At 71.7% G+C, this 24,310-nt stretch carries 27 protein-coding genes; 4 read left to right on the top strand and 23 right to left on the bottom strand.

Annotated features, from left to right (window positions below):
- Positions 1-13 precede the first annotated feature (13 nt).
- The 17 genes from AC4BEG_RS21900 to AC4BEG_RS21820 form a co-directional block, all read right to left on the bottom strand.
- A complete protein-coding gene (locus AC4BEG_RS21900) occupies positions 14-499 on the bottom strand; it encodes a 3-hydroxyacyl-ACP dehydratase FabZ family protein (protein ID WP_490701446.1) in 486 nt (161 codons plus the stop codon).
- Positions 496-918, bottom strand: a complete 423-nt coding sequence (locus AC4BEG_RS21895) for a 3-hydroxyacyl-ACP dehydratase FabZ family protein (RefSeq protein WP_490701445.1) — start codon at positions 916-918, stop codon at positions 496-498. Before AC4BEG_RS21895 ends, AC4BEG_RS21900 begins: the two co-directional genes overlap by 4 nt.
- A complete protein-coding gene (locus tag AC4BEG_RS21890) occupies positions 918-1,169 on the bottom strand; it encodes an acyl carrier protein (RefSeq protein ID WP_490701444.1) in 252 nt (83 codons plus the stop codon). Before AC4BEG_RS21890 ends, AC4BEG_RS21895 begins: the two co-directional genes overlap by 1 nt.
- Complete coding sequence (locus tag AC4BEG_RS21885; protein ID WP_490701443.1) at positions 1,162-2,166, bottom strand: ACP S-malonyltransferase; 1,005 nt, start codon at positions 2,164-2,166, stop codon at positions 1,162-1,164. Before AC4BEG_RS21885 ends, AC4BEG_RS21890 begins: the two co-directional genes overlap by 8 nt.
- A gap of 37 nt (positions 2,167-2,203) precedes the next feature.
- A complete protein-coding gene (locus AC4BEG_RS21880) occupies positions 2,204-3,352 on the bottom strand; it encodes a beta-ketoacyl synthase N-terminal-like domain-containing protein (protein ID WP_490701442.1) in 1,149 nt (382 codons plus the stop codon).
- A gap of 53 nt (positions 3,353-3,405) precedes the next feature.
- The gene (locus AC4BEG_RS21875) at positions 3,406-3,801 is read right to left on the bottom strand and encodes a hypothetical protein (RefSeq protein ID WP_490701441.1); all 396 of its coding nucleotides are present in this window, start codon (positions 3,799-3,801) and stop codon (positions 3,406-3,408) included.
- A 3-nt stretch (positions 3,802-3,804) separates the two neighbouring features.
- Positions 3,805-4,212 (bottom strand): DsrE family protein, encoded by a 408-nt coding sequence (locus tag AC4BEG_RS21870; RefSeq protein ID WP_490707157.1) that lies wholly within the window; start codon positions 4,210-4,212, stop codon positions 3,805-3,807.
- Positions 4,212-4,538 (bottom strand): hypothetical protein, encoded by a 327-nt coding sequence (locus AC4BEG_RS21865; RefSeq protein ID WP_490701440.1) that lies wholly within the window; start codon positions 4,536-4,538, stop codon positions 4,212-4,214. Before AC4BEG_RS21865 ends, AC4BEG_RS21870 begins: the two co-directional genes overlap by 1 nt.
- A gap of 13 nt (positions 4,539-4,551) precedes the next feature.
- Entirely contained in the window at positions 4,552-5,343 is a 792-nt protein-coding gene (locus AC4BEG_RS21860) for an SDR family oxidoreductase (RefSeq protein ID WP_490701439.1), read from the bottom strand.
- A gap of 25 nt (positions 5,344-5,368) precedes the next feature.
- Entirely contained in the window at positions 5,369-6,322 is a 954-nt protein-coding gene (locus AC4BEG_RS21855; RefSeq protein ID WP_490701438.1) for a beta-ketoacyl synthase N-terminal-like domain-containing protein, read from the bottom strand.
- Positions 6,319-7,527, bottom strand: coding sequence for a beta-ketoacyl-[acyl-carrier-protein] synthase family protein (locus tag AC4BEG_RS21850; protein ID WP_490701437.1), 1,209 nt, complete (start codon positions 7,525-7,527; stop codon positions 6,319-6,321). The genes AC4BEG_RS21855 and AC4BEG_RS21850 overlap by 4 nt, the downstream gene beginning before the upstream one ends.
- The gene (locus AC4BEG_RS21845) at positions 7,527-8,513 is read right to left on the bottom strand and encodes an acyl-CoA thioesterase family protein (RefSeq protein WP_490701436.1); all 987 of its coding nucleotides are present in this window, start codon (positions 8,511-8,513) and stop codon (positions 7,527-7,529) included. The genes AC4BEG_RS21850 and AC4BEG_RS21845 overlap by 1 nt, the downstream gene beginning before the upstream one ends.
- Positions 8,513-9,631, bottom strand: a complete 1,119-nt coding sequence (locus tag AC4BEG_RS21840) for a beta-ketoacyl synthase N-terminal-like domain-containing protein (protein ID WP_490701435.1) — start codon at positions 9,629-9,631, stop codon at positions 8,513-8,515. Before AC4BEG_RS21840 ends, AC4BEG_RS21845 begins: the two co-directional genes overlap by 1 nt.
- Complete coding sequence (locus tag AC4BEG_RS21835) at positions 9,628-10,770, bottom strand: beta-ketoacyl-[acyl-carrier-protein] synthase family protein (RefSeq protein WP_490701434.1); 1,143 nt, start codon at positions 10,768-10,770, stop codon at positions 9,628-9,630. Before AC4BEG_RS21835 ends, AC4BEG_RS21840 begins: the two co-directional genes overlap by 4 nt.
- Positions 10,767-12,002 carry a beta-ketoacyl-[acyl-carrier-protein] synthase family protein gene (locus tag AC4BEG_RS21830; RefSeq protein ID WP_490701433.1) on the bottom strand — a complete coding sequence of 412 codons (1,236 nt, stop codon included), beginning with the start codon at positions 12,000-12,002 and terminating at the stop codon, positions 10,767-10,769. The genes AC4BEG_RS21835 and AC4BEG_RS21830 overlap by 4 nt, the downstream gene beginning before the upstream one ends.
- Positions 12,003-12,038: 36 nt before the next feature.
- Positions 12,039-12,290: an acyl carrier protein gene (locus AC4BEG_RS21825; protein WP_490701432.1), complete on the bottom strand. Its 252-nt coding sequence runs from the start codon at positions 12,288-12,290 to the stop codon at positions 12,039-12,041.
- Positions 12,291-12,557: 267 nt separating this feature from the next.
- The gene (locus AC4BEG_RS21820; RefSeq protein WP_490701431.1) at positions 12,558-13,223 is read right to left on the bottom strand and encodes a helix-turn-helix transcriptional regulator; all 666 of its coding nucleotides are present in this window, start codon (positions 13,221-13,223) and stop codon (positions 12,558-12,560) included.
- Positions 13,224-13,662: 439 nt separating this feature from the next.
- Between AC4BEG_RS21820 and AC4BEG_RS21815 the strand changes: the two genes are divergently transcribed.
- From AC4BEG_RS21815 to AC4BEG_RS21800, 4 genes are all read left to right on the top strand, one after another.
- Positions 13,663-15,228, top strand: a complete 1,566-nt coding sequence (locus tag AC4BEG_RS21815; protein ID WP_490701430.1) for an MFS transporter — start codon at positions 13,663-13,665, stop codon at positions 15,226-15,228.
- Between the two features lie 72 nt (positions 15,229-15,300).
- Positions 15,301-16,317 (top strand): zinc-dependent alcohol dehydrogenase, encoded by a 1,017-nt coding sequence (locus AC4BEG_RS21810; RefSeq protein ID WP_490701429.1) that lies wholly within the window; start codon positions 15,301-15,303, stop codon positions 16,315-16,317.
- 76 nt (positions 16,318-16,393) lie between these two features.
- Positions 16,394-17,176: an LLM class F420-dependent oxidoreductase gene (locus AC4BEG_RS21805; RefSeq protein WP_490701428.1), complete on the top strand. Its 783-nt coding sequence runs from the start codon at positions 16,394-16,396 to the stop codon at positions 17,174-17,176.
- Positions 17,173-18,468: an MFS transporter gene (locus AC4BEG_RS21800; RefSeq protein ID WP_490701427.1), complete on the top strand. Its 1,296-nt coding sequence runs from the start codon at positions 17,173-17,175 to the stop codon at positions 18,466-18,468. The genes AC4BEG_RS21805 and AC4BEG_RS21800 overlap by 4 nt, the downstream gene beginning before the upstream one ends.
- A gap of 183 nt (positions 18,469-18,651) precedes the next feature.
- On the opposite strand, the gene AC4BEG_RS21795 is transcribed toward AC4BEG_RS21800, so the two are convergent.
- From AC4BEG_RS21795 to AC4BEG_RS21770, 6 genes are all read right to left on the bottom strand, one after another.
- Complete coding sequence (locus AC4BEG_RS21795) at positions 18,652-19,653, bottom strand: ABC transporter substrate-binding protein (RefSeq protein ID WP_490701426.1); 1,002 nt, start codon at positions 19,651-19,653, stop codon at positions 18,652-18,654.
- A gap of 73 nt (positions 19,654-19,726) precedes the next feature.
- Complete coding sequence (locus AC4BEG_RS21790; RefSeq protein ID WP_490707156.1) at positions 19,727-20,290, bottom strand: ABC transporter permease; 564 nt, start codon at positions 20,288-20,290, stop codon at positions 19,727-19,729.
- A gap of 634 nt (positions 20,291-20,924) precedes the next feature.
- Complete coding sequence (locus tag AC4BEG_RS21785; RefSeq protein ID WP_490701425.1) at positions 20,925-22,019, bottom strand: helix-turn-helix transcriptional regulator; 1,095 nt, start codon at positions 22,017-22,019, stop codon at positions 20,925-20,927.
- Positions 22,020-22,077: 58 nt separating this feature from the next.
- On the bottom strand, positions 22,078-22,896 hold the full coding sequence (locus tag AC4BEG_RS21780) for a helix-turn-helix transcriptional regulator (protein WP_490701424.1): 819 nt from the start codon (positions 22,894-22,896) through the stop codon (positions 22,078-22,080).
- A 437-nt stretch (positions 22,897-23,333) separates the two neighbouring features.
- A complete protein-coding gene (locus AC4BEG_RS21775) occupies positions 23,334-23,735 on the bottom strand; it encodes a hypothetical protein (RefSeq protein WP_490701423.1) in 402 nt (133 codons plus the stop codon).
- 52 nt (positions 23,736-23,787) lie between these two features.
- Positions 23,788-24,189 carry an ATP-binding protein gene (locus tag AC4BEG_RS21770; RefSeq protein WP_490701422.1) on the bottom strand — a complete coding sequence of 134 codons (402 nt, stop codon included), beginning with the start codon at positions 24,187-24,189 and terminating at the stop codon, positions 23,788-23,790.
- Positions 24,190-24,310: the final 121 nt, after the last annotated feature.

Raw genomic sequence — 24,310 nt, 5'->3', positions numbered from 1 at the left:
GTGTGGTTCCTCCCTAGGCGCCGGCGGGGGCATCGGTGAGCTCGGACGCCGGACGCATCGTCATGGTCAGCCGCCCGACGGTCAGGGCGGTCGCGTCCCCGACCAGGCTCTCGCCCTCGAAGACATAGGTGTCGCCGACCCGGCGGGCCAGCCGTACGTGGTGCTCCACCACATCGCCGGGGACGACGGGGTGGTGGAACCCGGCGTCGGTGACCCCGCCGAGCAGCATGGCCATCCCGGTACGGACGTCCGGGTTGGGCCGCTCCCGTGCCACCAGCACCCCGGCCACATGGCACCAGGACTCCAGCAGGACGGTCCACGGGTAGTGGTAGTCCTCCTCGGGCGCGTCGTCCGGCACCTGCGCGTACCAGGGCTCGTTGCAGGTGATCGCTTTCAGTCCGCGGGCCCGCTCGCCGGGGACGACCTCGGTGACCCGGTCGACCAGCAGCATCGGATAGCGGTGCGGCAGGATCCGCTTGATCTCACCGACCCCGATCATCCGGCGGCTCCCGCTTCCGTCAGCGTGGCCCGCTCGGTGAAGCGCAGCCGGATCTGCGCCGCCGGGCCGCGGCCGGTGGCGGCCCGAGCCCGGCAGCGCCAGTCCTCGCCCTCCCGGGTCCAGCTCAGTTCGCAGCTGAGGGTGTCGCCGGGGTAGACCGGGCTGAGGAAACGGGAGGACTCCAGGGCCGCGAGCCGCCAGCGCCGGTCCGGCGCGGGCAGGGTGGCGAGTGCGCCGCGCTGGACGTACTCCACGACGCACACCCCGGGGAGGATGGGGAAGCCGGGGAAGTGCCCGGCGAGCACCCGTTCCGTCTCCGGGATCCGGACCTCGCACCGGGCGGGGCGCTCACCGGGATCGCCGGGTTCGACGACGTCCACGGTGCCGTCGACCGGTCCGCACGCGGACGCCGTCGTCATCACTTCTCCAGCTTCGAGACAAGCAGGTCGTAGACCTTTCGCAGACAGGTGATGTCCTTCATCTCCTGCTCTTCCAGCTTCACCGCGTACTTCTTCTCCAGGACGACCATGACCTCCAGGGCCATGAGCGAGTCGACGCCGAGGGTTTTGACGAAGTCGGCGTCGTCGGTGACGTCCTCCTCCTCCACATCGAGCACATCCGCGACGAACGTGCGCAGCTCTTCCTTGTCCAGGGTGGTGGTGTCAGCCATGGGGGGTGTCTCCATTCGCATCGGCGAGGACGGTGGTGGCTTTGGCGAGCGCCGTGGGCGAGTCGACCGGTACGGTCACGGCCCCCGCGGCGGTCCGCCGGATCATCCCGGTGAGCTGGCGGCCGGGGCCGAGCTCCACGAACCGGGTACAGCCGAGCTCCCCGGCCAGGGTGCGGACGCTCTCCTCCCAGCGCACCGGGCTGGTGAGCTGGTCGAGTTCGAGCTCCCGCCAACGCTCGCCGGTGCGGTACGCGCGGGCGTCCACATTGGCGACGACGGGCAGGTGCTCCGGGGCGAAGTGCACGGCGGCCAGGGCCTCGCGCAACTCGTCGGCGGCGGCGGCCATCAGCGGGCTGTGGAAGGCGCCGCCGACGGCGAGCCGGATCACCTTGCCCTCGGCCTCGACGGCCAGCTCGGCGAGCCGGTCCACGCCCTCGGCGGTGCCCGAGACCACGATCGCGCCGGGCGCGTTCACATTGGCGACCCAGATCTCCGGACCCTCCTGCCGGACCCGCGCGACCAGGGCCTCCACGGTCTCCGCGCCGAGCCGGACCACGGCGGCCATCGTGCCCGGCGAGCGGTCGGCGCAGGCGCGCATCGCCCGGCCGCGGGCGGCGACCAGCCGGGCGGCGTCGGCGAGCGGTACGGCCCCGGCGGCGTAGAGCGCGGTGTACTCGCCCAGGCTGTGCCCGGCGCAGGCCACCACCTCACCCAGCACCCCAGCCTCGCTGGCCTCGCGGTGCACCAGCACCTCGGTGGTGAACACCGCGATCTGGGCGAGGTCGGTCCGGCGCAGCGTCTCCTCGTCCGCCTTGAGCAGTAGCTCCTCGACGTCGATCCCGGTGTACTCGGAGATCCCGGCGACCAGCGGCCAGGACGGGGCATCCCGCCAGAACGCGCCCACGCCGGCCTTCTGCGCGCCCTGGCCGGGGAAGACCAGCGCGGTGCGCGGTGGGGTGTCCGCCGGCTCTTTGGCCGTCAGGTCTCGCACCGTCATATCAACCAACTCCTTGTGCGCTCGGGGCGGCCGGCCGTCACCGGATCCGCAGCAGGGCCGCCCCGACAACGCCGTCCCGGTCGGCCGAGGTGACCAGGGCGTGCCCGCCGGGGGCGAGGTCCTTGCGCTCGGCGAGCGCGAGGACGGCGGCGATCTGGAAGGCCGCCGAAGCGGCGCAGGTGTCGCCGATGAGGTCGGCGGCGGAGATCACGGGCGGCTGCTGTCCGTCGAAGACCTCGGCGAGGGCGGCGCGTTCGGCCTCGCCCTCGGCGCCGGGGGCCCGTGAGTCGGCGAGCATCCGCACCTCGCCGGGGGTCACCCCGGTACGGTCCAGCAGCCGTCGGATCACCGTGGCGAGCACGGTGCGGACGGCGTCCGTGCCGGGGGCGCAGCCGAACTCCAGCCCCGCGACCTCGGCGAGGGCCCGGCGGCCGTGCTCGGCCGCGGTGGCCTCCGGCTCCAGCAGCCAGACGGCCGCGCCCTCGCCGAGGACGGCGGCGGCGTCCTGGTCGGCACGGGCGTGCCACTCCAGCCAGGCGCGGGCGGAGGAGAACTCCTCCACCGCGCCGCACAGCACCGGGCCCGCGCGTCCGGCGCGCTGGAGCCGCAGCGCGTACTGGAGCGCGAGCAGTCCGGTGGCGCGGCCCCCGGCGATGGTGGTGTTGGGGCCCTTGAGCCCGTGCCAGATGGCGGACTGTCCGGCGGCGCAGTTCATCACCGTGTTGGGGAAGCGGGCCGGATCGACGAAGAACGGCCGCTCGCTGACCAGCGAGTCACGGGTGAAGTCCATGATGCTCTGGGCGCTGCCGGTGCTGGTGCCCAGGGCGAGTCCGGTGTGTTCGCCCACGCCCGGCAGCCGTTCGCCCGCGCCGCCGTTCCGCCCCTTGTCGGCATGCTCGCCGTGCTCGCCGTTCTCACCGTGCAGCAGCGCGCGGAGCGCGGTCACGGCCAGACCGGTGGCCCGGTCCATCGAGCGGGTGCCCTTGCGGCCCAGGATCTCCCGGATGCGGAAACCGGGGACCAGGCACGCCTCCTGGAACGGCACGGACCACTCCTCGGGGTCCAGCGCGGTCCCGGCCTTCCGGCCGGCCCGCAGCCCCGTGGTGAAGTCCGCCCCGCTCAGTCCCAGGGGCGAGACGGCGGTCCAGGCCGAGATGACCGGGACGGCCGCGGCGGCAGCGTTCATGGATCCGTGGACTCCTTCGGGGATGGCGGGGGTGGCGGGGTCAGCGGGCGCGGTCACAGGAACCACACCTGTTCATAGGCGGGCCAGCGGGACGCCAGGGCGCCGCCCTCGATGACCCGTACGCCCGGCAGCAGCCGTTCGCGGGCGGTGCGCCCCAGCGCGGTCAGCCCGTCCTCCTCGACCATGACGGTCACCCCGGCCGCCATCACCCGGGTCACCGAGGCGCCCGGGTCGGGCAGCGAGGCCAGGGTCCGGCCGCCGATCCGCAACTCCGGGGTGAGGTCGGTGGCGAGGGCGTATCCGGCCGCGGGGCCGCGCAGCACCAGATCGCAGCCACCGCTCTGCCGGTGGAGTTCGGGGACGACGTAGAGGGCGTCGGCGAACTGGGTCTCGACCGAGCCCCGGTACGCCTTCTCCACGATCAGCAGCCAGCGCGCCTGGTCCGCCATGGCTCAGCACACCCCCATGAACAGGGCCTTGTCGGCGGCGCGGACATGCTCGGCGAAGACGAACAACGCCCGCTTGCGCACCTCGGGGATCTGCTCGGCCGCCCCGCGCTGATCGGCGCAGAAGCGGCAGACGTACCAGTACAGCCGGTCCGGGTGATCGGCGATCAGATCCCGGACGACCCGGGCCACTGAGGGGTGTTCGCGCCCCGGTTCTGACAGGTCCCGCGGCGCGGTGTCGCCGAGCGCGGCACTGGTCAGCCGGGTGGCGTCGCCGCACACCCAGATCTGCACCCGGGCGCCGCGGTCGAGCAGCGCGGTCGCCAGCCGCAGCGCGGAGGTGACCAGATCGGTCTGGTGCGGCGCGCCGAGCAGGTTGAGCAGCACATCGGTACGGGGCACGGGCCGGGGCATCAGTGCCACACCGCCCGCACCCCGGGCGCCAGCAGCCTGGCGGCCACGTCGTCCATCTCCACCATCCGGGAGGCGGGCAGCAGATCGTCGGCGGGCAGGGCGCGCTGGGCGGCCGAGAAGGCGTCCACCCACAGCTCGCCGCCGTCCCGCAGCAGGGCGGCGACGGCCGGTGAGGCTCCGGGCAGGGCGGCGGTCACCCCGTTCTCGACGAGGAACAGCACCACCCGGTGGCCGTCCCCGGCCAGCCGTACCGCGTCGCCGACGAACCGCTCGCAGGCGGGCCCGGTCTGCGGTCCGCCGCTCTCGATGAGCAGATGGTCAGTCATGTGCGTGTCCTCGTCAGGTCAGGATCTCGCCGCCGTCGACCCCGATCACATTGCCGGTGATCCACGAGGAGTCGGTGCGGGACAGCAGGGAGACGGCCTCGGCCACGTCCTCTGGCCGGGTCAGCCGCCGGTGCGGGTTGAGGCCGGTGGCGTAGGCGGCGACCCGCTCGCTGTCGGGGATCCGCCGCATGGACGGGGTCAGGGTGACCCCGGCGCGCAGCGCGTTGACGGCGATTCCGGAGGGGGCCAGCTCCAGGGCAAGTTGGCGCACATGGGACTCCAGGGCGGCCTTGGCGGCGGACACGGCACCGTAGCTGGGCATCACCCGGGTCCCTCCGGCGCTGGTCATGGCGTACACCTTGGCGCCCTGGCGGAGCAGTCCGGCGGTGAACAGATCCTGGGTCCAGTAGACGAGGGAGTGGGCCATCACATCGAGCGTCATGTTCATCTGACGTGAGGTCATCTCCTCCTCGCCGTCCTGAGCGATGTACGGCAGCAGGGTGCCGAACGCCAGCGAGTGGACGACCACGCGGATACCGGTGTCCCCGGTCAGCTCCGTGAACCGCGGCAGCAGCTCCTCACGGGTCCGCGCGGAGGCGGCGTTGGCGTTGAAGAAGTGTGCCTGGACGCCGTGGCCGCGCATCTCCTCGCGGGCGACGGCCGCCTTCTCCTGTCCGTCGGCGGTGTCGAAGTGCACGCCCAGGATGTTGACGCCCGCGCGGGCCAGCTCATGGCCGATGGCCAGGCCCATCCCGCTGGAGGCGCCGAGGACCAGGCACCAGGACCCTTCGAGTGAGGTGATCATCGGTCGTCCGCCCTCCGTGGTGTGCTCATCGGCTGTCCGTCCGCACCGGCCCGGCACCGCCGGGGGTGACCAGGCAGACGGCGAGATGTCCTTCGGCGGCCGCGGTGACGACCGCGTGGGCCCGGTCCGGGTCGCCGTCGAGCGCGGCGGCGGCCTGTGCCACCGGCTCCAGGGCGCCCGCGCCCGCCGGGATCCGCGCGGGATTCTCGCCCCCCGTGATGTCCTCCAGCGCCGCCGCGACCGCCTCCCCCACCGGGGAGTTGTCGAGCACGGCGGTGGTGGTCAGGGGGGCGTCCGGCCGGTGGCCGAGGGCGTCGAGCGCGTCCCGGACCAGCGCCGCCGCCCGGTCGGCGCCCTCACCGGCGGTGGGCGGCGGCAGGAAGAACGTGCGGATACCCAGCCGCCCCAGCGCCCGCCCGCCCCGGGCCGCCACCGAGGCCGCGGGCTCCAGCAGCAGCGCGACCGCCCCGGCCTCCGAGCGGTCCGCGCCCGGTTCGCCCTCCGGCAGCGCCTCCTCGGTGGCCCCGGCGATCAGCAGCCGCGCCCGGCCCGCGGCCAGCGCGCGCTGACCGGTGCGGAGCGCCTCGAACCCGGCCACCCTGGGGGTGGTGAGGGTGAGGTTGAAGCCCTTGAGGTCGTGTTCGGTGGCCAGTCGGCTGCCGAAGAGGTTGATGGAGAAGTAGGGCGCGGTGATCGGGCTCAGATCCCGGGCACCGGTTCCGGTGACCGTACGGTCCATGGCGTGGTGCAGGGCGACGGCCGCGCTGTTGGTGCCCACCGCGGCGCCCCGCCGCTCGGGCTCCGTCGCCTCCAGGGCGTCCGGACCGGCGTCGGCCAGCGCGCGTTTGGCCGCGGCCAGGAAGTACTGGGCGGCGGTGGGCAGGTACTTGTAGCCGCGGCGGCCGAGCGCGGAACGGAAGTCGAAGCCGTCGGCGCTCACCGTGCCCACGCCCGCCACCACCAGATCGGTGCCGCTCATGAACCGGCCTCCCCGAAGACGAGCGAGATGTTGTTGCCGCCGAACGCGTAGGCGTTGACCAGACCGTAGGGGGCGGTGATCGGGGACGGCTCGGACGGCAGCCGCACCGGGCACTCGGGATCGAGCGCCCCGATCGGCACATTGGGCGGCAGGGTCCTGTGGTGCAGCATCAGAACGGCGGCCAGCGCCGAGAACGCGCCCGCCGCGCCGCCGGTGTGGCCGATCAGCGCCTTCAGGCTGTACAGCGGCGCCCGCGTCTCGGGGCCGCCCGCCAGCGCGGCCAGGATCCGGCTCTCCACCACGTCGTTCAGATCGGTGCCGGTGCCGTGCGGCACCACGACCCCCAGGCCCCGCTCCCCCGGCGCGGCGCTCACCCCCGCCTCCCGCAGCGCGTCCCGCATCGCCCGCTCGATCTGGGCGCCGTCGGGCTCGGGCGCGGTCGGGTGGTGCGCGTCGCAGCTCCATCCGGTGCCCGCCAGCCGGGCGTAGACGGTTCGGACACCGCGGGCGCGGGCGTGCGCCGCGGACTCCAGGACCAGCACGGCGGCGCCCTCGCCGAACACGGTGCCGCCGCGGTCGGCGGCGAACGGGCGGCAGCTCTCGGGGTCGATCGCGCCCAGCCGGTTGAAACAGGCCAGCGCCACCCGGGAGTACGCCTCGGCGCCGCCCGCGATGACCACGTCCGCCTCGCCGGAGCGGATCAGATCGGCGCCCTCGGACAGGGCGTAGCCGCTCGCCGAACAGGCGTTGCTGACACAGGTGGTGGGCCCGTGCGCGCCGAACCACGCGGCGACCGCCCCGGCCACCGGGTAGACCGGGGCCCAGCGGCCGGAGCCCGGGTCGGTCCCGGTCCACCAGCGTTCATGGAGGTCGGTGTCGCCCATTCCGCTGCCGAGGACCACGGCCACCCGGCGTGGATCGGGCGCGGCGTCCGCGCGGTCGAGTCCGGCGTCCTCGACGGCCTGGCGCGCCGCCTCCAGGGCGAACTGCGAACCGCGCCCCAGCGGCAGCCCGTCCCGCTCGGCGGGCCCGTCCGGCAGATCGGCCTCGGGCACCAGGTACATCAGCGGGTGGTCCATGCGGGCGAGCGGATCGGGCACCGTGACCGGGGCGGTGTCCGGGGTCCGCATCCCGTGCCAGAACGTGTCGACGCCCGAGCCCAAGGGGGACAGCGCCCCGAGTCCGGTGATCAGTACGTCGTCCATCAGGGGGCGCCCGTCTTCCCGCCGATGGCGTCCAGCACCCGCTGGTCGAAGGGGACCAGCCGCCAGTCGCTGCGGTTCTCGATCAGCGCGTAGCCGTGCACGATCCGGCCGGTGGCGGTGCGGGCGAGGGCGCCGTCGCGGAGTACGTAGCAGTCCATCCGGGCGGTGTAGGTGAGGTCCTTGAAGATCTCCTCCACGGTGTAGACCGTGTAGAGGTCCTCCTCCATCAGCGCCTCACCGGTGATCCGCAGGGTGGACCGCGGGACGACGGGTATCCATTTGCGGTCGTCCAGCAGGGTTTTGATGGAGATGCCGCGGGCGGCCACGAAGCGGTCCTTGGCCTCCTCCATCAGCCGCAGATAGCCGGACATCTGGAGCCGCTCGGTGAAGTGGCAGTAGGGGTAGGGGATGGTCCACTTCCAGGCGTGGGCGTTGCGGCCCTCGGTCAGCGCGGTGAGCACGGCCCGCTCATCGGCGTCCGCGGGCAGTTCGGCCACCGCCAGGTCGGCTGCCGGGGCGTCCGTGCCCAGCCGCTCGGTGGCGAAGCGGGCCAGCTCGCCGGGCGGCTGTGCGGGGGCGTCCAGGTAGGTGTCGGTGCGCAGCGCGACGCGCACGGTGGCGGTGACGGCCTTGAGGGAGGAGCCGCCGCGAGTGACGCGGAGGGTGACCTTGAAGCCGAGGGTGGGGTCGGCGTCGGAGGTGTCCGGGACCACCTCGGCCTCGGCCTCGTCGTCCAGGTGGAAGGCGTGCAGGACGCGGGTGTCCAGCCGGACGATGTCCAGCCCGAGGCCGTGCTCCTCGTAGAGCAGCCGGGCGGGCGCCCCGCAGCGTGCGAAGTGGATCAGCACGGCTTCCTCGACGAGGTAGTTGACGTGCTTGAAACCGATCCAGGTGCAGATGTTGGAGCCCTCGTAGCGCGGGCGCAGCGTCACGCTGGTGGTGTCGGCCAGCAGGGCCTTGGTCCGCATCGGCGGGGCGGCGGTCATCAGGGGCTCTCCATCGCTGAACTCGCTGGACTCACTGAACTCTCTGGACTGGCTGGATTCGCTGGACTGGCTGGATTCGCTGGACTGGCTGAACTCGCTGAGAACGCTGAAAACGGGCCGTCCCGGCCGGGGTGTGGGGCGGCCGTGGGGCGCAGCAGCAGTCCGGCCACCGCGTCGGCGGTGTCGTCGCCGCTGGTGAGCAGGGCGTCCCCGGAGCCGTCGGCGGCCAGCCAGCCGACCGCGGCGGCGCACTGGAGGACGCCGAGGGCGCCGGACGCGCGGCCGAACGCGACGGAGATGTCGTGCCGGGGCACGGTTCCGGGCACCGGCACGGCCGCGCCCGCGGGTTCCTCGTAGCGCTCAGGGGTGAACCAGACGCCGGGGGGCGGGCCTTCGGGCAGCAGTGCCGCCAGGCACGGGCCGAGCCCCGGCCGCCGCGCATACGGCCCGAGGACGGCGCTCGCCCGAGCTCCGCGCTCGCGGGCCCACCGGGCGCCTTCGACCACCACGGCCGCGGCGCCGTCGAGCAGGTCCCCGGCCGGGGCTCCGGCCAGCTCCTCCACGACGGGGTTGTGGGTCTCGACGCCGACCACCAGGGCCCGGCGGACCCGTCCGGCGGCGACCAGTGTGGCACCCCAGTGGACGGCGTCCAGTCCGGAGGTGGGCCCGTTGCACAACATCAGATTGGGGCCGCGCAGCCCGTGCCGGATCGCCACCCAGGAGGCGATCACATTGCTGGAGGCGTTGGGCAGGCTCATGGGGCTCAAGCCACAGGCGGAGTCCTCGGCGATGGCGGCGGCGGTCAGACACGCGGTGTCGAGGTTGCCCAGGTTGGAGCTGCCGACCACGCCCACGGTGGCGCCCGGCACGGTCAGTTGGGCGTCCTCGCCGCGGACCAGGGCGGCGTCCCGCAGCGCGTCGAGGGCGGCGCACAGCGCCAGCCGGGTGGCCCGGTCCTTGTAGCGGTGGCCGCGGCGGCCGATCCCGGTGGTGGTGTCGAAACGGTCCGAAGGACCGGGAACGGGACGGGCGTTGCGCAGCAGCGCGCCCGGGGTGCCCGCGCCGGGCAGGGCCAGGCCGACTCCGGAGACGACGACCGCGTCGGGGCTCGCGGTCATCGGCCGGTCCTCTCCACGACGGCCACCGCGTTGACCCCGCCGAAGCCGAACGCGTCGACCTGGGCGAGGCGGAGCCCCGCGCCGCTGACCGGCTCCCGGACGAAGCGGAACTCCGCGGCCTCCGGCAGCGGATCGGTGAGGTGCAGGGTGGGCGGCACCTGGCCGGTGGCCAGCGACCGGAGCGCGACGATCAGGCTGAGCAGCCCCGAGCCGCCGGAGGTGTGCCCGGTCATGGACTTGATGGCGGTCATCAGCGGCCCGCCGACGTCGGAGCCGTAGACCTCGGCGAGGGCGGTGGCCTCGGCGGTGTCATTGAGCTGGGTGCCGGTGCCGTGCAGCAGCACCAGGTCGATGTCGCGCGGTTTGACGCCCGCGCGCCACTGCGCCTCGTGCACCGCCTCGGCGATCCCCTGGGCGTCGGGGGCGGTGACATGGCGTGCGTCGCAGTTCATGCTGACGGCCAGCAGCCGGCCGAGCGCGGCGGACGCCGCGCCGGGCTCCTCGCGGCGCAGCACCACCGCGGCGGCGCCGTCGCCCATCAGGACACCGCGGCGGGATCGGTCGAAGGGCCGTACGCAGTCGGGGGGTTCGCTGTTCACCCGGTCCAGCAGCCCGTACATGCTCTCGGTCAGGGTGTCGACACCGGCGACGACCACGGTGTCCGCGGCACCGCTCGCCAGCAGGTCGCTGCCGAGTGCGAGCGCGTAGAGCGAGGCCGAACAGGCCCCGGCGAAGGTGTGGGTGTCCACCGCGCCGAACCGCTTCCGCAGGGCGGGGCCGAAGTACAGCCGTCCGAGGTCGAATCCGGTGCGGTCGCGCCAGGCCAGTTCGGCCGAGCGCAGTTCCCGCAGCCCGGTGCCGACCAGGACGGGGATCTCGCTCAGGTCCTCGTCCAGACCGGCCTGGCCGATGGCCTCCTCGATCGCGCGCAGCAGCCAGGCGGTGGCGCGGCCGGGGACGTCCGAACCGCAGGCCGGGCGGTCGTCGATCTCGTAGGCGTGGCGGCCCCGGTACCGGTCCTTGTCGAAGCCGCGCAGTTCATGGAGTCCGCTGGTGCCGGCGCACAGGGCCCGGAAGATCCCGTCGACGCCCTCGCCCACGCTCGCCACGGCGCCCGCGCCGGTCACCAGCGGGCTCATGATCCGGCCGAACTGTGCTTGCCGAAAATCACCACGGCGTTGTTGCCGCCGAAGGCCAGGCCGTTGTTCTGGACAACCCGCAGCTCGGCCTCGACGGCCTGGTTGGGCACACAGTCGAGCGCGCACTCGGGGTCGGTTTCGGCATGGTTGATGGTCGGCGGAATGAACCCCTCGGTGATCGCGAGCGCGCAGGCGATGGAGGCCAGCGCTCCGGCCGCGCCCATGGAGTGGCCGATCATCGACTTGACGGAGACGGTGCGCGGTGCCGTGCGCTCGCCGAAGACCTGGTGGATGGCGCGAGCCTCGGTGATGTCGTTGGCGCGGGTGCCGGTGCCGTGCGCGGAGATGAAGTCGACCTCGTCGGGTGCGACGCGGGCGTTGTCCAGGGCCAGTTGCATACAGCGGGCCACGCTGTCCTGGTTGGGGGCCACCGGGTGGTCGGCGTCGCAGTTGAGGCCGTAGCCGAGGACTTCGGCGTAGATCCGGGCGCCCCGGGTGAGCGCCGATTCCAGGCTCTCCAGCACCAGGACGCCCGCGCCCTCGCCGGTGAGAATGCCCTTGCGGTCCCTGTCGAAGGGCTGGCAGCGCTCGGGGGCGATGGTGCCCAGGCGGTAGAAGCCGGTGAAGGTCTTGCGGCACAGGGCGTCGGCGCCGCCGCACAGGGCGATGTCCACGTCCCCGCCGCGGATGGCGTCGAAGCCGTAGCCGATCGCGTAGTTGCCCGCGGCGCAGGCGGTGGGCAGGGTGACCGCCTCGGCACGAGTGAGGCCGAACTCATGGGCGATGGTGGACGACAGCCGTCCGGCCGGGACCCGGCGTGCGGTGACCGGGTCCATCCGCTCCGGGCCGAGGTCCACCTCCACCTCGACCAGCTGGTCCAGGTCCCTGGACTCGCCGTCGGTGGTACCGACGGATACCAGACAGGGCACCTCGCGCAGTTCGCTCTCCGGGAGCCCGGCGTCCGCCACGGCCATGCGCGCGGCGGACACGGCGAACTGGCTCGCCCGGCCCAGGGTGCGGGGCGGCAAATTGCGGATCCACTCACCGGGGTCGAAATCCGTGACCTCGCACGCCATGGAATGCTCGAAGCCCTCGGTGTCGAAGGCGGTGATGGGCTTGGCGGCGCTCTTCCCCGCGCGCAGCCCGGCAAGGAATTCGGCGGCGCCGATGCCTATGCCCGACACCGCTCCGAGGCCGGTGACGACCACCCTGCGACCCGGTTCACCACGCATATCGCTCTGCCTTCCGAGGAATCCGCCGAGGGTCCGTCACCAGCCGGCCGCGTCGGAAACCACCTCGTAGACGCCGCGCAGATTGACCATCCGGCTGAGTTCGGACTGATCGATGACGACGTTGAATTTCTTCTCCAGCGCCGACAGAATTTCAATGGCCCGCAGCGAATCCGCGTCGTGCTCTTCCTTGAAGAGACTGGCCTCGGTGACCTCGTCGGGATCGATCTCAAGGATATCGACAACGATTTCCCTGATGGTTTCCCGGCGCTCTTCGACGATGGCGGACATTACCGCGCACCTCCATTTTCGGGCATGGGCAAAGCGGCGAAGCTGTCCGATGACGCTATGCGCCGCCCCCGAAGCGGACAAGCCCCGAGTCCACTACCTGTCATGTGCCCGGTAAACCTGAGTGATTGCCGTCAGCGGTTGTCATATAGCTGCCGAGGGCGGCCGGTTACCAGGGCGTACGATCGCGGAATCCGCAAGATCGTGTCAGGAAGCTGACACGCGGACCACGCAAATCACCCCGAATCCGACCGCCCTCGACAGTGGATCTCAGCCGCCGTCGGGCTCCATGAGTCCGGCGCGCACGGCGCGCACTCCGGCCTGGAACCGTGACTCGACCTTCAAGTCACGCATGATGTCGGCCACATAGCGCCGGTAGGTACGCACCGAAAGACCCAGCTTGCGGGCCGCCGCGTCGTCCTTGTATCCCTCCGCCATCAGCGTCAGCACCTCGCGCAGCACCCGGCCGCGCGCACCGCCCTCGAAGGACAGCGGTCGCATCGGGCGCTGCGCCGTGTCCCACATCCCGCACAGCAGTTGGTGCAGCATGTCGGCCACGGTCGAGTTCTGGATCATCGAGGCCCGGGATCCGCCGGGTTCGCCCGGGGAGGCGTCGGGCGCGATGACCGCACTCCCGTCCACCACCACCAGCTCCTGCCGCACCCCGTCACAGACCCGGATGTCCAGCCGTTCCACCGTGCCGACGGAGCGCTGCCACGCGGCCTCCCGAATCACCCGCGGCGGGCACAGCATCCGCGTTCTGACACCCTTGCCCGCGAGTTGGGTGAGCGTCTGCGCGATCAGCCGGGCATGCTCCTCGCATGTCACCTCCGGCAGACTCCAGATCACATCGCGCTCGGCGCGCAGCACCAGCCGTGCGACCCATCCGGCCACCGCTTCCCCGGCCACCGGGAGTTCGGCGGCCGCGGACGCCATGACACTGCGCCGATGATGATGGACAGCCGACTCCAGCAGGCGTAACGCCTCTCCCAGCGCCTGCTCCAGGTTGTCCGACCTCGCTTCCGGTTCCCTGCGAACCGTCCCCCGGGCGCCGGCCCCCTTGTCATTGTGGTCAATAGGCGTAGGGTCATTTAGTTGAATTCCGAAATGGCTCAAAGGACACCCCCGTTCCCTTTGCCGCACAGTAACCAGCCACCCTCCGCACGGCAAGGAAGATCGTTACTTATAGGACAGTTCTCGCCGCGAAATGCCCGCGTGTTCCCGCCGCTGAACAGGCCGGTGCCGCCAAGGGGCTGCACCTCGGCTCGGCCGATTGGTAGCTTCCTCATACGCCAGCGCATAAGCCAGTAAGCCGTCCCTTGACGTACGACGCGGACCCCCTCACCCTTCCGTGGTCCCGAAAGGCGCCGCCCCCATGGCTGCACAGAACACCGCGACGACCGACACGGCTCCGACCGAACCGCCGCCCTCACCGACCGGCCGCCAATGGCTCGCACTCTCGGTGCTCGTCCTGTCCCAGCTGGCCGTCTGGCTCGACAACACCGTGCTGAACGTCGCGCTGAAGACACTGGCCGACCCCGACGAGGGCCTCGGCGCGAGCCCCAACGAGCTCCAGTGGAGCATCAGTTCCTACACCCTGGTCTTCGCGGTGCTGCTGTTCACCGGCGGGGTGCTCGCCGACCGCTACGGACACCGCAGACTGCTGCTCACCGGCATGCTCGTCTTCGGCGCCGCCTCCGCCTGGGCCGCCTACGCGGGCTCGGCCACCGAACTCATCGTCGCCCGGGGGGCCATGGGCATCGGCAGCGCCCTGATCATGCCCGCCACTCTCGCGCTCATCGCCCAGGTCTTCGACGAGCGGCACCGCGCCACCGCCATCGCCATCTGGTCCGGCTCCAGCGGTATCGCCATCGCCACCGGACCGATGCTCAGCGGGGCCCTGCTGGACCACTTCTGGTGGGGTTCGGTCTTCCTGGTGAATGTCCCGATCGTGCTGCTGTGCGTGGCCGGATCGCTGGTCTTCCTGCCCGGGGTGGCCAAGCGGGTGCGGCAGAAGTTCGACCCGCTGGGCGTGGTGCTCTCCACCGCCGGGCTGTTCGCCATCGTCTGGGGCGTCATCGAGGGCGGCCACCGCAACGACTGGACCGATCCGGCCATCCTCGCCGCGCTCGCCGGGGGCGCGCTGCTGGTCGTGTTGTTCGTCCTGGTCGAACTGCGGGTGGCCAACCCCAGCTTCGACGTACGGCTGTTCCGCGACATCCGGTTCACCGGCGCCAGCGTGGCGGTGATGCTCACCTTTTTCGGCCTGAACGGCTCGATGTACTACACCAGCTTCTATCTGCAAGGGGTGCACCGCCAGACCCCGCTGGAGTGCGGGCTGTCCATCGCCCCCGTCGCCCTCGGCGTCTTACTCGGTGCCCCGTTCTCGGCCAAGCTGGTCCGGGCGTTCGGGGTCCGCGCGGTGGTCACCTCCGCCATGCTGATCGCCACCGTCGGCTTCTTCTCCTACGTCTTCCTCGACGAGAACAGCGGACTGGCGCTGTTCTGGGTCTTCCTCATCCTCCAGGGGCTGGGCATGGGCGCCGCGGTGGCCCCCACCACCGAGGCCATCATGTCCGTACTGCCCGCCGACCGCACCGGCGCCGGATCGGCCGTCAACAACGCGATGCGGCAGATCGGCGGTGTCCTCGGGGTCGCCGTCCTCGGCTCCGTCCTGGTCAGCGTCTACCGCGACCGGATCACCCCGGATCTGGACCGGCTGCCCCCAGGAGCTGCCGACTCCGCGCAGGAGTCCCCCGAGGCCACCCGGATGATCGGCGACCGGCTGCGGATCCCCCATCTGTCCGACCTCGCCGACCGAGGCTTTGTGCACGCCATGCATGTCGCCTCCGTCGTCGGCGCCATCGCCGCCGCGGTCGGGGCGGCGATCATCTGGTGGACCTTCCGGCGGGCGTCCTCATCGGCCGGTTCCGACCGTTGATCCTTTCTTGCCACGGCTGACAGCGCGGCATAGCCTCCCGGCACAACGTCCGTATTCCGGAAGGCAGTTCACATGCGCAGCGCTGTCATCACCGCGCCAGGCCAGGTGGAGATCAGAGAGATACCTGTGCCCGACGTGGGCGACTCCGAGGTGCTCGTACGCATCGCGGCGTGCGGCATCTGCACCATGGAGGCCAATCTGTACGCCGGGCGCATGAACGTTTACCCGGCCGCCGCCGGACATGAGATATCCGGCTGGGTGGAGAAGGTCGGCACCAAGGCCGCCGACCTGGAGGACATGCCCGCCGTCGGCTCCCTGGTCACCCTCGACGGACTGCCCCGCTGCGGCACCTGCCGGGCCTGCCGCCGCGGCCAGTCCGCCATCTGCGTGGCCCTCCAGGGCCAGGTCCGGGAGGACGGCGCCATCGCCATGGGCGCGGGCCTGGGCGAGTACATCGTCCTCCCCGCCTCCCGGGTGTGGTCGGTGGGCGACGCCGACCCCGCCGTGGCCGCCATGGGCGAACCGCTGGCCTGTGTGGTCCACTCGCTGCGCCGCGGCGGATTCCGCGCCGGTGACCGTGTCACCGTGATCGGCGCGGGCTACATGGGCCGGCTGCACCTCGCCGTCGCCCGGCACCTCCAGGCCCGCGGCGTATGTGTGGTCGAACGCGACGAGCAGCGGCTCGCCGCCATCGCCGACGCCGGGGCCGACGCGGCCGTCACCCCCGAGGACGTCGGTCAACTCCCGCCCGCCGACGTGGTGTTCGTGACCATCGCGTCCAGGGAGTCCATCGCCACCGCCCTGGCCGCCGTCGCCGACGGCGGCACCATCGTGCTCTTCGGCGGCGGCCCCGACGGCCCGCCGGCCGAGCTGCCCGGCTACGAGGTGCACCGCCGCCAGCTCACCGTCACCGGCTCCTTCAGCCATGAGCCCGACGACTGGCGCGCCGCCGCCGAACTGCTCCGCGGCGGCGGTCTCGCCGAGCGGCTCCGGACGCTGGTCACCGCGCGCTATGCGCTCGACGAGGTGGAGAAAGCTCTCGAGCAGACCGCCGGGACCCCCGTCTACCGGGTCCTCGTCACCCCGTAACGCCCGGGTTCCGCGCCGATCCCGCGCCGGATCCGAGCCACCTGAGCACTCCGAGCACAGCCGAGAAAGGACCGCCGTGTCCCTGCGCGTAGGCGTACAGCTCCACCCCCAGCACACCGGTGTCGCGGAACTGCGCACCGCCTGGCGCGAGGCCGACGCGCTCGGCGTCGACTCCCTGTGGACCTGGGACCACTTCCTCCCGCACACCGGCGATCCGGCCGGACGCCACTACGAGTGCTGGTCGCTGCTGTCCGCGATGGCGGTCGAGACCCAGCGGGCCGCCATCGGCCCGCTGGTGAGCTGCACCGCCTTCCGCAATCCGCAGGTGCTCGCCGATATGGCCCGCACCGTGGACCAGCTCAGCGGCGGACGGCTGGTGCTGGGCCTGGGCGCGGGCTGGTTCGAGGCCGAGCACCGCGCGTACGGCATCCCGTTCCCCGGTCCGGCCGAGCGCATGGACGCGTTCGCCGCCGCCGTCACGGCCGTCAAGGAGCGGCTGGCCCGGCTCAACCCCGGGCCCGCCGGACGGCTTCCGGTGCTGATCGGCGGGGGCGGCCGGCGCCGCACCCTGGAGCTGGTGGCCCGGGAGGCCGACTGGTGGAACTGGTACGGCTGGGCCTCCGAGGACCCGGTCGCCGAGTTCCGCGAGCTGAACGGTGTGCTGGACCAGTGGTGCGAACGGGTCGGCCGGGACCCCGGCGAGGTCGCCCGTACGGTCATGGTCAACCCGGACCAGCTGCCGCTGGTGGAGGGGTTCGCCGAGGCCGGAGCGGTGCATGTGGTGCTGTCCCTGCCCGCCCCATACGATCTGCGCACGGTCGAGGAGCTGCTCACGGTGCGCACCGCGCTCACCACGTGACCGGGCTCCCTCCCGAGGCGGCCGAGACCCGGCCCGCCGCCCGCACCCCCCTCGGGCGGCGGTTCACCCTGCTGATGGGCGTGCTGCTGCTCTCCAGCCTGGGCAACGGCCTGTGCTTCCCGTTCACCTCGATCTACATCAGCCAACTGCTGGGGCTCGGCTCCCGGGCGGCGGGCGGCTACTTCATCGCGATGGCCGCGGCCAGCTTCGCCGCGGCCCTCCTCGGCGGTCCGCTGGCCGACCGCCGGGGCCCGCACCGGGTGGGGGCGATCGGCGGCGCGGCGCTGGCCGTGGGGTACGGGCTGCTGGCCCCGGCCGACGGGGTGGTGCTGGTGCTGGTCTCCGGCGCCTGTGTCGGGGTCGGCTTCGGGCTCTTCTACGCCTCGATCGTCGGCGTGGTGGACCTCGCCGTGCCGGAGAGCGGCCGCCGGACGGCGTTCACCGTCCGGCACATCGTCAACAACGCCGGGATCGGCTTCGGTTCGGTGGTGGCGGGCCTCGCGCTGCACGGGGCCGCGACCCCCACCGGGACGCTGCGCTGGCTGTATCTGGCCAACGCGGCCGCGGCCGTTCCGCTGGTCGTGGTGATCCAGGCACTACGGCCGAAGGCGGCGGAACCCCAGGCGTCGCAGAAGGGGCCGGAGACGGATGGTGGAACGTCCGGTCCGACCTACCGCACGCTGCTGCGGATCCGGCCCATGGCGCTGCTGGTGGTCGCCCAGGCTCTGTTCGCGATCGTCGGCTTCACCCAGATCGAGGCGACCGTCCCGCTGCTGATGCATGACCACATGGGCATCACGCTGGGCTGGGTCAGCGCCGTGGTGGCGGCCAACTCCTTTGCCCTGGTGACCCTTCAGCCGCTGCTGAGCCGTCGGCTGGAGCGGCTGCCGGAGACCGTCAGCCTGGCGGCCGGACCGGTGCTGTGGGCCGGGGCGTTCGGCTGCGGCCTCGGCGCGGCGCTGGCCGGTCCCTCGGCCCCGGCCGCGGTACGCCATGGGCTGCTGCTGGCCTTCGCGGTGGTGTTCGCGGCGGGGGAGCTGATGTACTCCTCGGCGTTCTATCCGCTGCTGCTGCGCTGGTCGGGCGAGGAGGCGGTGGGCCGGGCGAGCGCGCTGGCCTCGCTGGCGTGGAACCTGGGCACCGCCTCGGGCCCGGCCATCGGGCTGTTCATGATCTCCCAGACCTCGGCGACGGGCAGCTGGGTGGCGCTGGCGGCCGGGGCCGGAGCGGCCTTCGCGGTGTCGGCGGCCCTGCGGCGTTCTTCAGGGCTCGGTTCGCCTCCGGGGCGCTGAAGCCCCTGTCGACGGTCGACCGTGCTCGGCCCTTCCGCGCGGCGGTAGCCGCATATCGATTGCAGCCTCAGGGCCTCCGCGCGCTCTCCCTTTCGACAGCGGCGCGCCCCTTCGGCTCACTCGCCGGGGCGGCGAGCGCCTGTCCGCCCGCCGCCCCGTCACGGCCCAACCGACCGCCCATCGCTACGACTTGGGCAGATAGTCGTTGTCGTAGGCGTCCTCGGGGGTCACCGTCTCCCCCAACAGCCCCTGGTCGTACATGAAGTCCGCCATCCGGGCCCAGGTCTGCGGGTCGTTGACGCCCACCTCGCCCTGTTTGTTCTTCAGCAGCGGGATGGTGGCCTTCAGCACCGCGCGCGCGTTCTTCCGCTGCTTGTCACCGCGCAGGCTCGGTACGTACTTCTGGCTCAGCTCGATGGCCTCGTCCGGGTGATCCATCACGTACTGCATACCGCGCAGCGAGGCATCGACGAACTTCTTCATCTCGTGGCCGCGCTTGTCCAGTGTGCTCTTCTTGGCACCAAGGCCCACACCGACCAGCGGATCTCCCTCGTCACCCGAGTCGAGCGTAATCGCCCGTACCGAGGTCCCCGCCCCCTTGAAGGCGACGGCGTCGTTATTCAGGTAGCCCATCACGCCCTCGACCTTCTTTCCGGTCAGGGCGGCCTGCTGGGTGAAGCCGATGTTCTGGACCTTGGCGTCCTTGGTGGAAAGCCCGCCTTCCTTCAGGAGCGCCAGCAATCCGAAATAGGTTTCGCCATAGGGGCCGGGGGTGCCGATCTTGCGGCCCTTGAGGTCCGCCGGCTTCCGGATATTGGAGTCCTTGGGGACGATCAGGCCCACCGGGTATTTCTGGTAAAAGGTGGCGATGTTCACGACCGGCACATTTTTGGACCGGGCCTGGAGCATCTCGTCGCCGCCCGCGTAGACCACATCTTCCTTGCCCGACTTCAGGGCCCCGAAGAGGTCTTCGGCCGCGCCGTGGTGACGCAGGGTCACATTTAGTCCGGCGTCCTTGTAGTAACCCTTTTCAGCGGCCGCGTAAAACGGTGCGAACTGGATGTTGGGCGTGTACGTCAGCCCGACCGTGATGCCCTTGCCGCCCTTGTCCCCCGCGCTCTTCGGCTCCTCGGCGCACGAGGTCAGCATGGCCAGCGCCACGGCCGACGCAAGAGCCGCCCCCATGACCCGGTGTCTGCGGGCACGGCTCATCGACGTCCTCACAAAACGCACTACGTCTCCTCTTGGGTGAACGATGTCAGTCGCGCTGGACGAGCTTCTCGGTCAGCCGGACCACCGTGTACTGGCAGGCGGCGAGCAGACAGAGCATGACAAGCGTAGTGAACAGGCCCTCGGTGTCGGCCTCCTGGCGCTGGATGGTCAGCAGCTGCCCCAGACCCTCACCGCCCATCACGAACTCACCGACGACCGCGCCGGTGATGGAGAGCGTGAGGCCGTTGCGCACCCCGGCGAGAATGCTGGGCAGGGCGAGCGGCAGCTCGATGTACCAGAGCATCCCCCACCACCCCACCCCGTCCACCCGCGCGGCCCCCATCACATCCGGGTCCAGCGAGCGCAGCCCCAGCACGGTGTTGACCAGAATGGGGAAGAACACCAGCAGGGCGCAGAGCACCGCGATGGGCAGCAGTCCGTAGCCCAGCCACAGAGCGAAGAGCGGGGCCAGGGCCACCGCGGGCACCGCCTGCGAGGCGGCCACATACGGCTGGAGCGCCGCCGCCGCCAGCTCACTGCGGGCGATGAGATAGCCCAGCGGCAGCGCCACCGCGATCCCCAGACCGCCGCCCGCCAGCGCCTCCCACACCGTCTCCTTGGTGTAGTCCAGGAGCTGGCCGTGTTGTACCTCGTCGAGGAATCGGCTCGCCAGCGCGCCCGGGGCGGGCAGATAGAACTCCGCGACCATTCCGGTACGGGTGACGATGTCCCATACGAGAAGCAGCAGCAGCCCGAATACCAGCGGCGGAAGCACTCCGTGGAAGACGGCCCGGCCGCGCTTCACGGGAACAGGGCGGCCATGTGAACCCCTGTTGTTTTGCCGCCCGCTACCCCCGTGCCGCGCCTTTTCCGTGGTGTGGCCGCTCTTTCGCGCACGTCCCGGTCGAGGCGAATGCGGCGCCGTGGTCCTCGGTCCGCCGCCAGCGGCCGCCGTGGCGGTCGCACCCCTTCCGTCCCCTTCGGTCATCCCCAAATCCCCTTGCAATACCGGCTGTTCCCTTCTCGGGCACGCCCGCATGCAAACCTATCGCCCGTACGCAGCGGATTACAATGTGGATGAGGAAAACGAAATAGTCACGTCGGCGGATTTCCATGTTTTCGCGCAGGCAGCGGGGCACGTTTGGCGCGCAGCATCTCCGGCGCCGCGATGAGGGTCTGCCGGGTCAGCGCCGGTGCCAGGCGTCGCGGGCCCGATGAGATCCGCCGGACAGGGCCTACGGACGTCAGCGGCCCGCGGTGTCGGGCGGCGGCTTCGAGGAGTCGCCGAGGATGCCGAGTTCACCGGCGCGCACGCCCGCCTGGAAGCGGGAGCCGGCCTCCAGCAGCTCCAGGATCCCGGTGACATAGCGGCGGTAGGTGCGCACCGAGATCGCCAGATCGCGGGCCGCGGCCTCGTCGGTGACCCCGTCCCGCAGCCGGGCCAGCACCCGCCGCACCATCTCGGTGCGGGCGCGGTTGCCGAAGTCGAGGGGGCGGGCGGCGGGTACCGCGCTCGCCCAGATGGTGCGGAACATCCCGTGCAGCGTGCCGACCACCAGCGGGTCCTGGACCACCGAGGTCAGACGTCCCTCGTCGGTCCCGGTGCACACCAACGCGGTCCGGCCGTCAGCGATCACCGCCGTGGGCAGGACGGCGACGGTGGCGGTACGCACCTGAGGGAGGGACGGGCGGGGGGCCTGGCCCCCGGCGCTCCGGCTGCCGCCGGGCCTTCCGGAGAGCGGCTGACCGGAGAAGGCCGGTCCGGAGGCGGTCGGTCCGGAGGCGCCGTCCCCCGAACGGGCAGCTCCGGAAGCGGTTGTTCCGGAAGCGGTCGTCCCGGCAGCGGTCGTTCCGGAAGCAGATGGTCCGGAAGCTGGTGGTCCGGAAGCTGGTGGTCCGGAAGCTGGTGGTCCGGATGCCCCGGAGGCCGGTCCCCCCGCCATCCGCTCCGCCCCCGGCACCGGTACGGACACCGGTGCGGGCCCCGATGGCGGGCCGCCGCTGGGGCCGGACCTGCCGCGCAGCACCCGTATCCGCACCGCGTCGTCGAGGTCGGTCAGCAGGGTGCCCAGCGCCGCATGCGCGGGTGCCATCTGCGCCGTGATCTCCGGGAACACCGCGTCCACCCCCCGCCGAGCCTGCGTGATCACTTGCTCGGCTGCGGCCAGAAAGGCGGAATCCTCCATTCCCACCTCGGTGAACTGTGCGCTCCGGGAGCGCCGGGCGCGGTGTTCCACCACGGTGGACTCGATCAGCGCCCGCACCTCCCGCAGCGTCCGGTCCAGCACATCCCCCGCATGCGTGGCCTCCGGCCCCGGATCGCGTCCGCGGTCGTCCATCTCCCCATTTCCTGCCCAAGATTGCCGCTCGATGACCTGGTCAGGGTCGCGAGCGTGGTCAGTGACGGCTGGGCAGCAGCCCCCTTTCCACCGCCCGTACCCCAGCCTGGAAGCGGGAGTTGGCTCCCAGCTCCCGCATGATCTCCGCGACATGGCGGCGATAAGTGCGCAGGGACACCTGCATCTCGCGCGCCGCCACCTCATCGGTGTGGCCGGTGCGCAGACATTCCAGAATCCGCCGGGCCGAATCCCGGCACAGCCGCCCGTCCAGCCGCGGATATTCCGCGAGCGCCATGGCGTTCCCCCAGGTCCCCGTGAACATCAGCTCCAGGGCCCGTACCGTGGCGGGGTCCTCGACCAGCGTCGCCTGCCGTGCGCCGCCCCGCGCCGGATCCGTACGGCCGCCGCCGCGTAGGTAGGCCAGCTGGCCGTCGACGAGCAGCACCTCGGACAATCCGCCGTCGCCGACCCGGACTTCGCACCGCGGATCGGCGCGCGTCAGCGCGCGTATCGCGTTCGCGGACGCGGTCCGCTCCCCGCAGAGCAAGCGGACTTCCAGGCTCCGGCGGACTTCCCCGGCGGACCGGGCGAGCGCCGCGCAGACGGCATCCGTCTGCTCCTCGCCTCCCGGCATAACCACCCACACGGTCCGTTCGGCGCCGCCGACGAGCGTGTCGACGACCTCCGCGAGCGGCACCTTCTCCAGAGCCGTCCCCGCCCAGGAGTCCTGGGCCAGCTCCCGGCGGTGCCGGATGACGGTCGACGCGATCAGATCGCGCGCCTCGAGAAGGGCGCGCTCCACATAGTCCGGGGCCGTGGCCGGAGCAGCTGCCGCACTCTCAGAAGAAGGCTCGGGTACTCGGACAAGACCAACCATGACTTCCCCTGAGGGCTTCAGAAACTTACTTTTCCAAATACCGGCCTGGTTCTTGTATTTCGTTGCCCCAAAAGCGATGCGCGAGGCAGCATTGCGCGAAATCAGCATCGACACTAATTCGCACACAGCGACGACGTCAACGCGGGGCGTAAGGCAAAAGGTTGACCAAACGGCGATGGCGGACCACCGTGTACCACTCTGCCCCCGCCCCGGAGTGTCCAACTGTCAACAAGTTACGGGAACCGGACAGGTGCACCCAGGTCGTTCGTACGCAGCGCAGCTGCCCCACCACACCCCGCGACCACCCGAACCACCTGCTGTCCGGTTGCTGTCAGGGGCGTGACGGATCGCGGAGCACCCTCGTCCGGGGGTGACATCGGCCACCCGGGGACCACCCGGGGGTAGCCATCCGGCGGCAGGGTCAGCCATCGAGGGGGTCAGGAACCACCGAGGCTGATCGACCCATGGAAGTCCCGGCCCTGGATGACCGGGCCGGTGATCCGGGCGTCCCCGGAGACCGTGTTGTGCACCGCGCCCGCCTCGCTCTCGCCGGTGGCCGCCGCGTGCTCGCGCAGCCATGCCGCGAGGTCACGCCCGAAGTCCGGCTCCTGACGGGCCCGTTCGGCCAGCAGCTCGGCCAGTGCGCGCAGCCGCTCGGCGTCGTCATGGGGAATGACCACCGGTGCGGGATCACCCGACGGGTCGGCCTCCTCGCGCCGCAGCACCCTGCGGGCCAGTGCGCCCAGTGAGTCCAGAGCCCGCCGTCCGGCCTCGCCCCCGGCCCCTGACACGGCCGCGTTGACCGCCGTGACCAGCGCGCCCGCCGTCACCGGATCCATGGTCCACCCCCTTGCCCCTAGGTCGCGGACTCCACGCTACCGGCGCCGCAGGTCAGGGATCCACCGCTTCGGCATGGAGGGTGAACCAGACCGTCTTGCCGGTGGGTGTGAGGTCGGTGCCCCACTCATGGGCCGTCTTGCTCAGCAGAAACATCCCGCGTCCGCTCTCGGAGAGGAAGTCGGGCTCCTTGACCACCGGCAGCGCGGACTCGGTGTCGCTGACCGCGGCGCAGATGCCGTGCCGGCGGTCCTCCAGGGTCAGCACGCACTCCGGCGAGGCGGCGTGCTTGTGCACATTGGACAGCAGCTCGGTAACGCACATCGCCGTGGCGGTGATCAGCTCTTCACGGCCCCACAGCCGCAGCCGGGCCCCCACCGCGCGGCGCACCTCGGCGAGGGTCTGCGGATGAACGCGGAGGCGCAGTTCGTATCGCTGCGGAATGTTTTCAGCCATATGGTCCGGGGCCCCTCCAAAGCGCGGCGCGTGCCGCCTCACCTGAGCGATCCTGTCCCATGCGCGTGCTACTCGCAATGTTTCGAGCCACCGGGGCAAAGACTGGCATATGCCGCCAGAC

Source organism: Streptomyces sp. JLBJ103 (assembly GCF_058215575.1).
The sequence above is the reverse complement of the archived record's forward strand: the minus strand, read 5'-3'. Positions and strand labels throughout refer to the sequence as shown.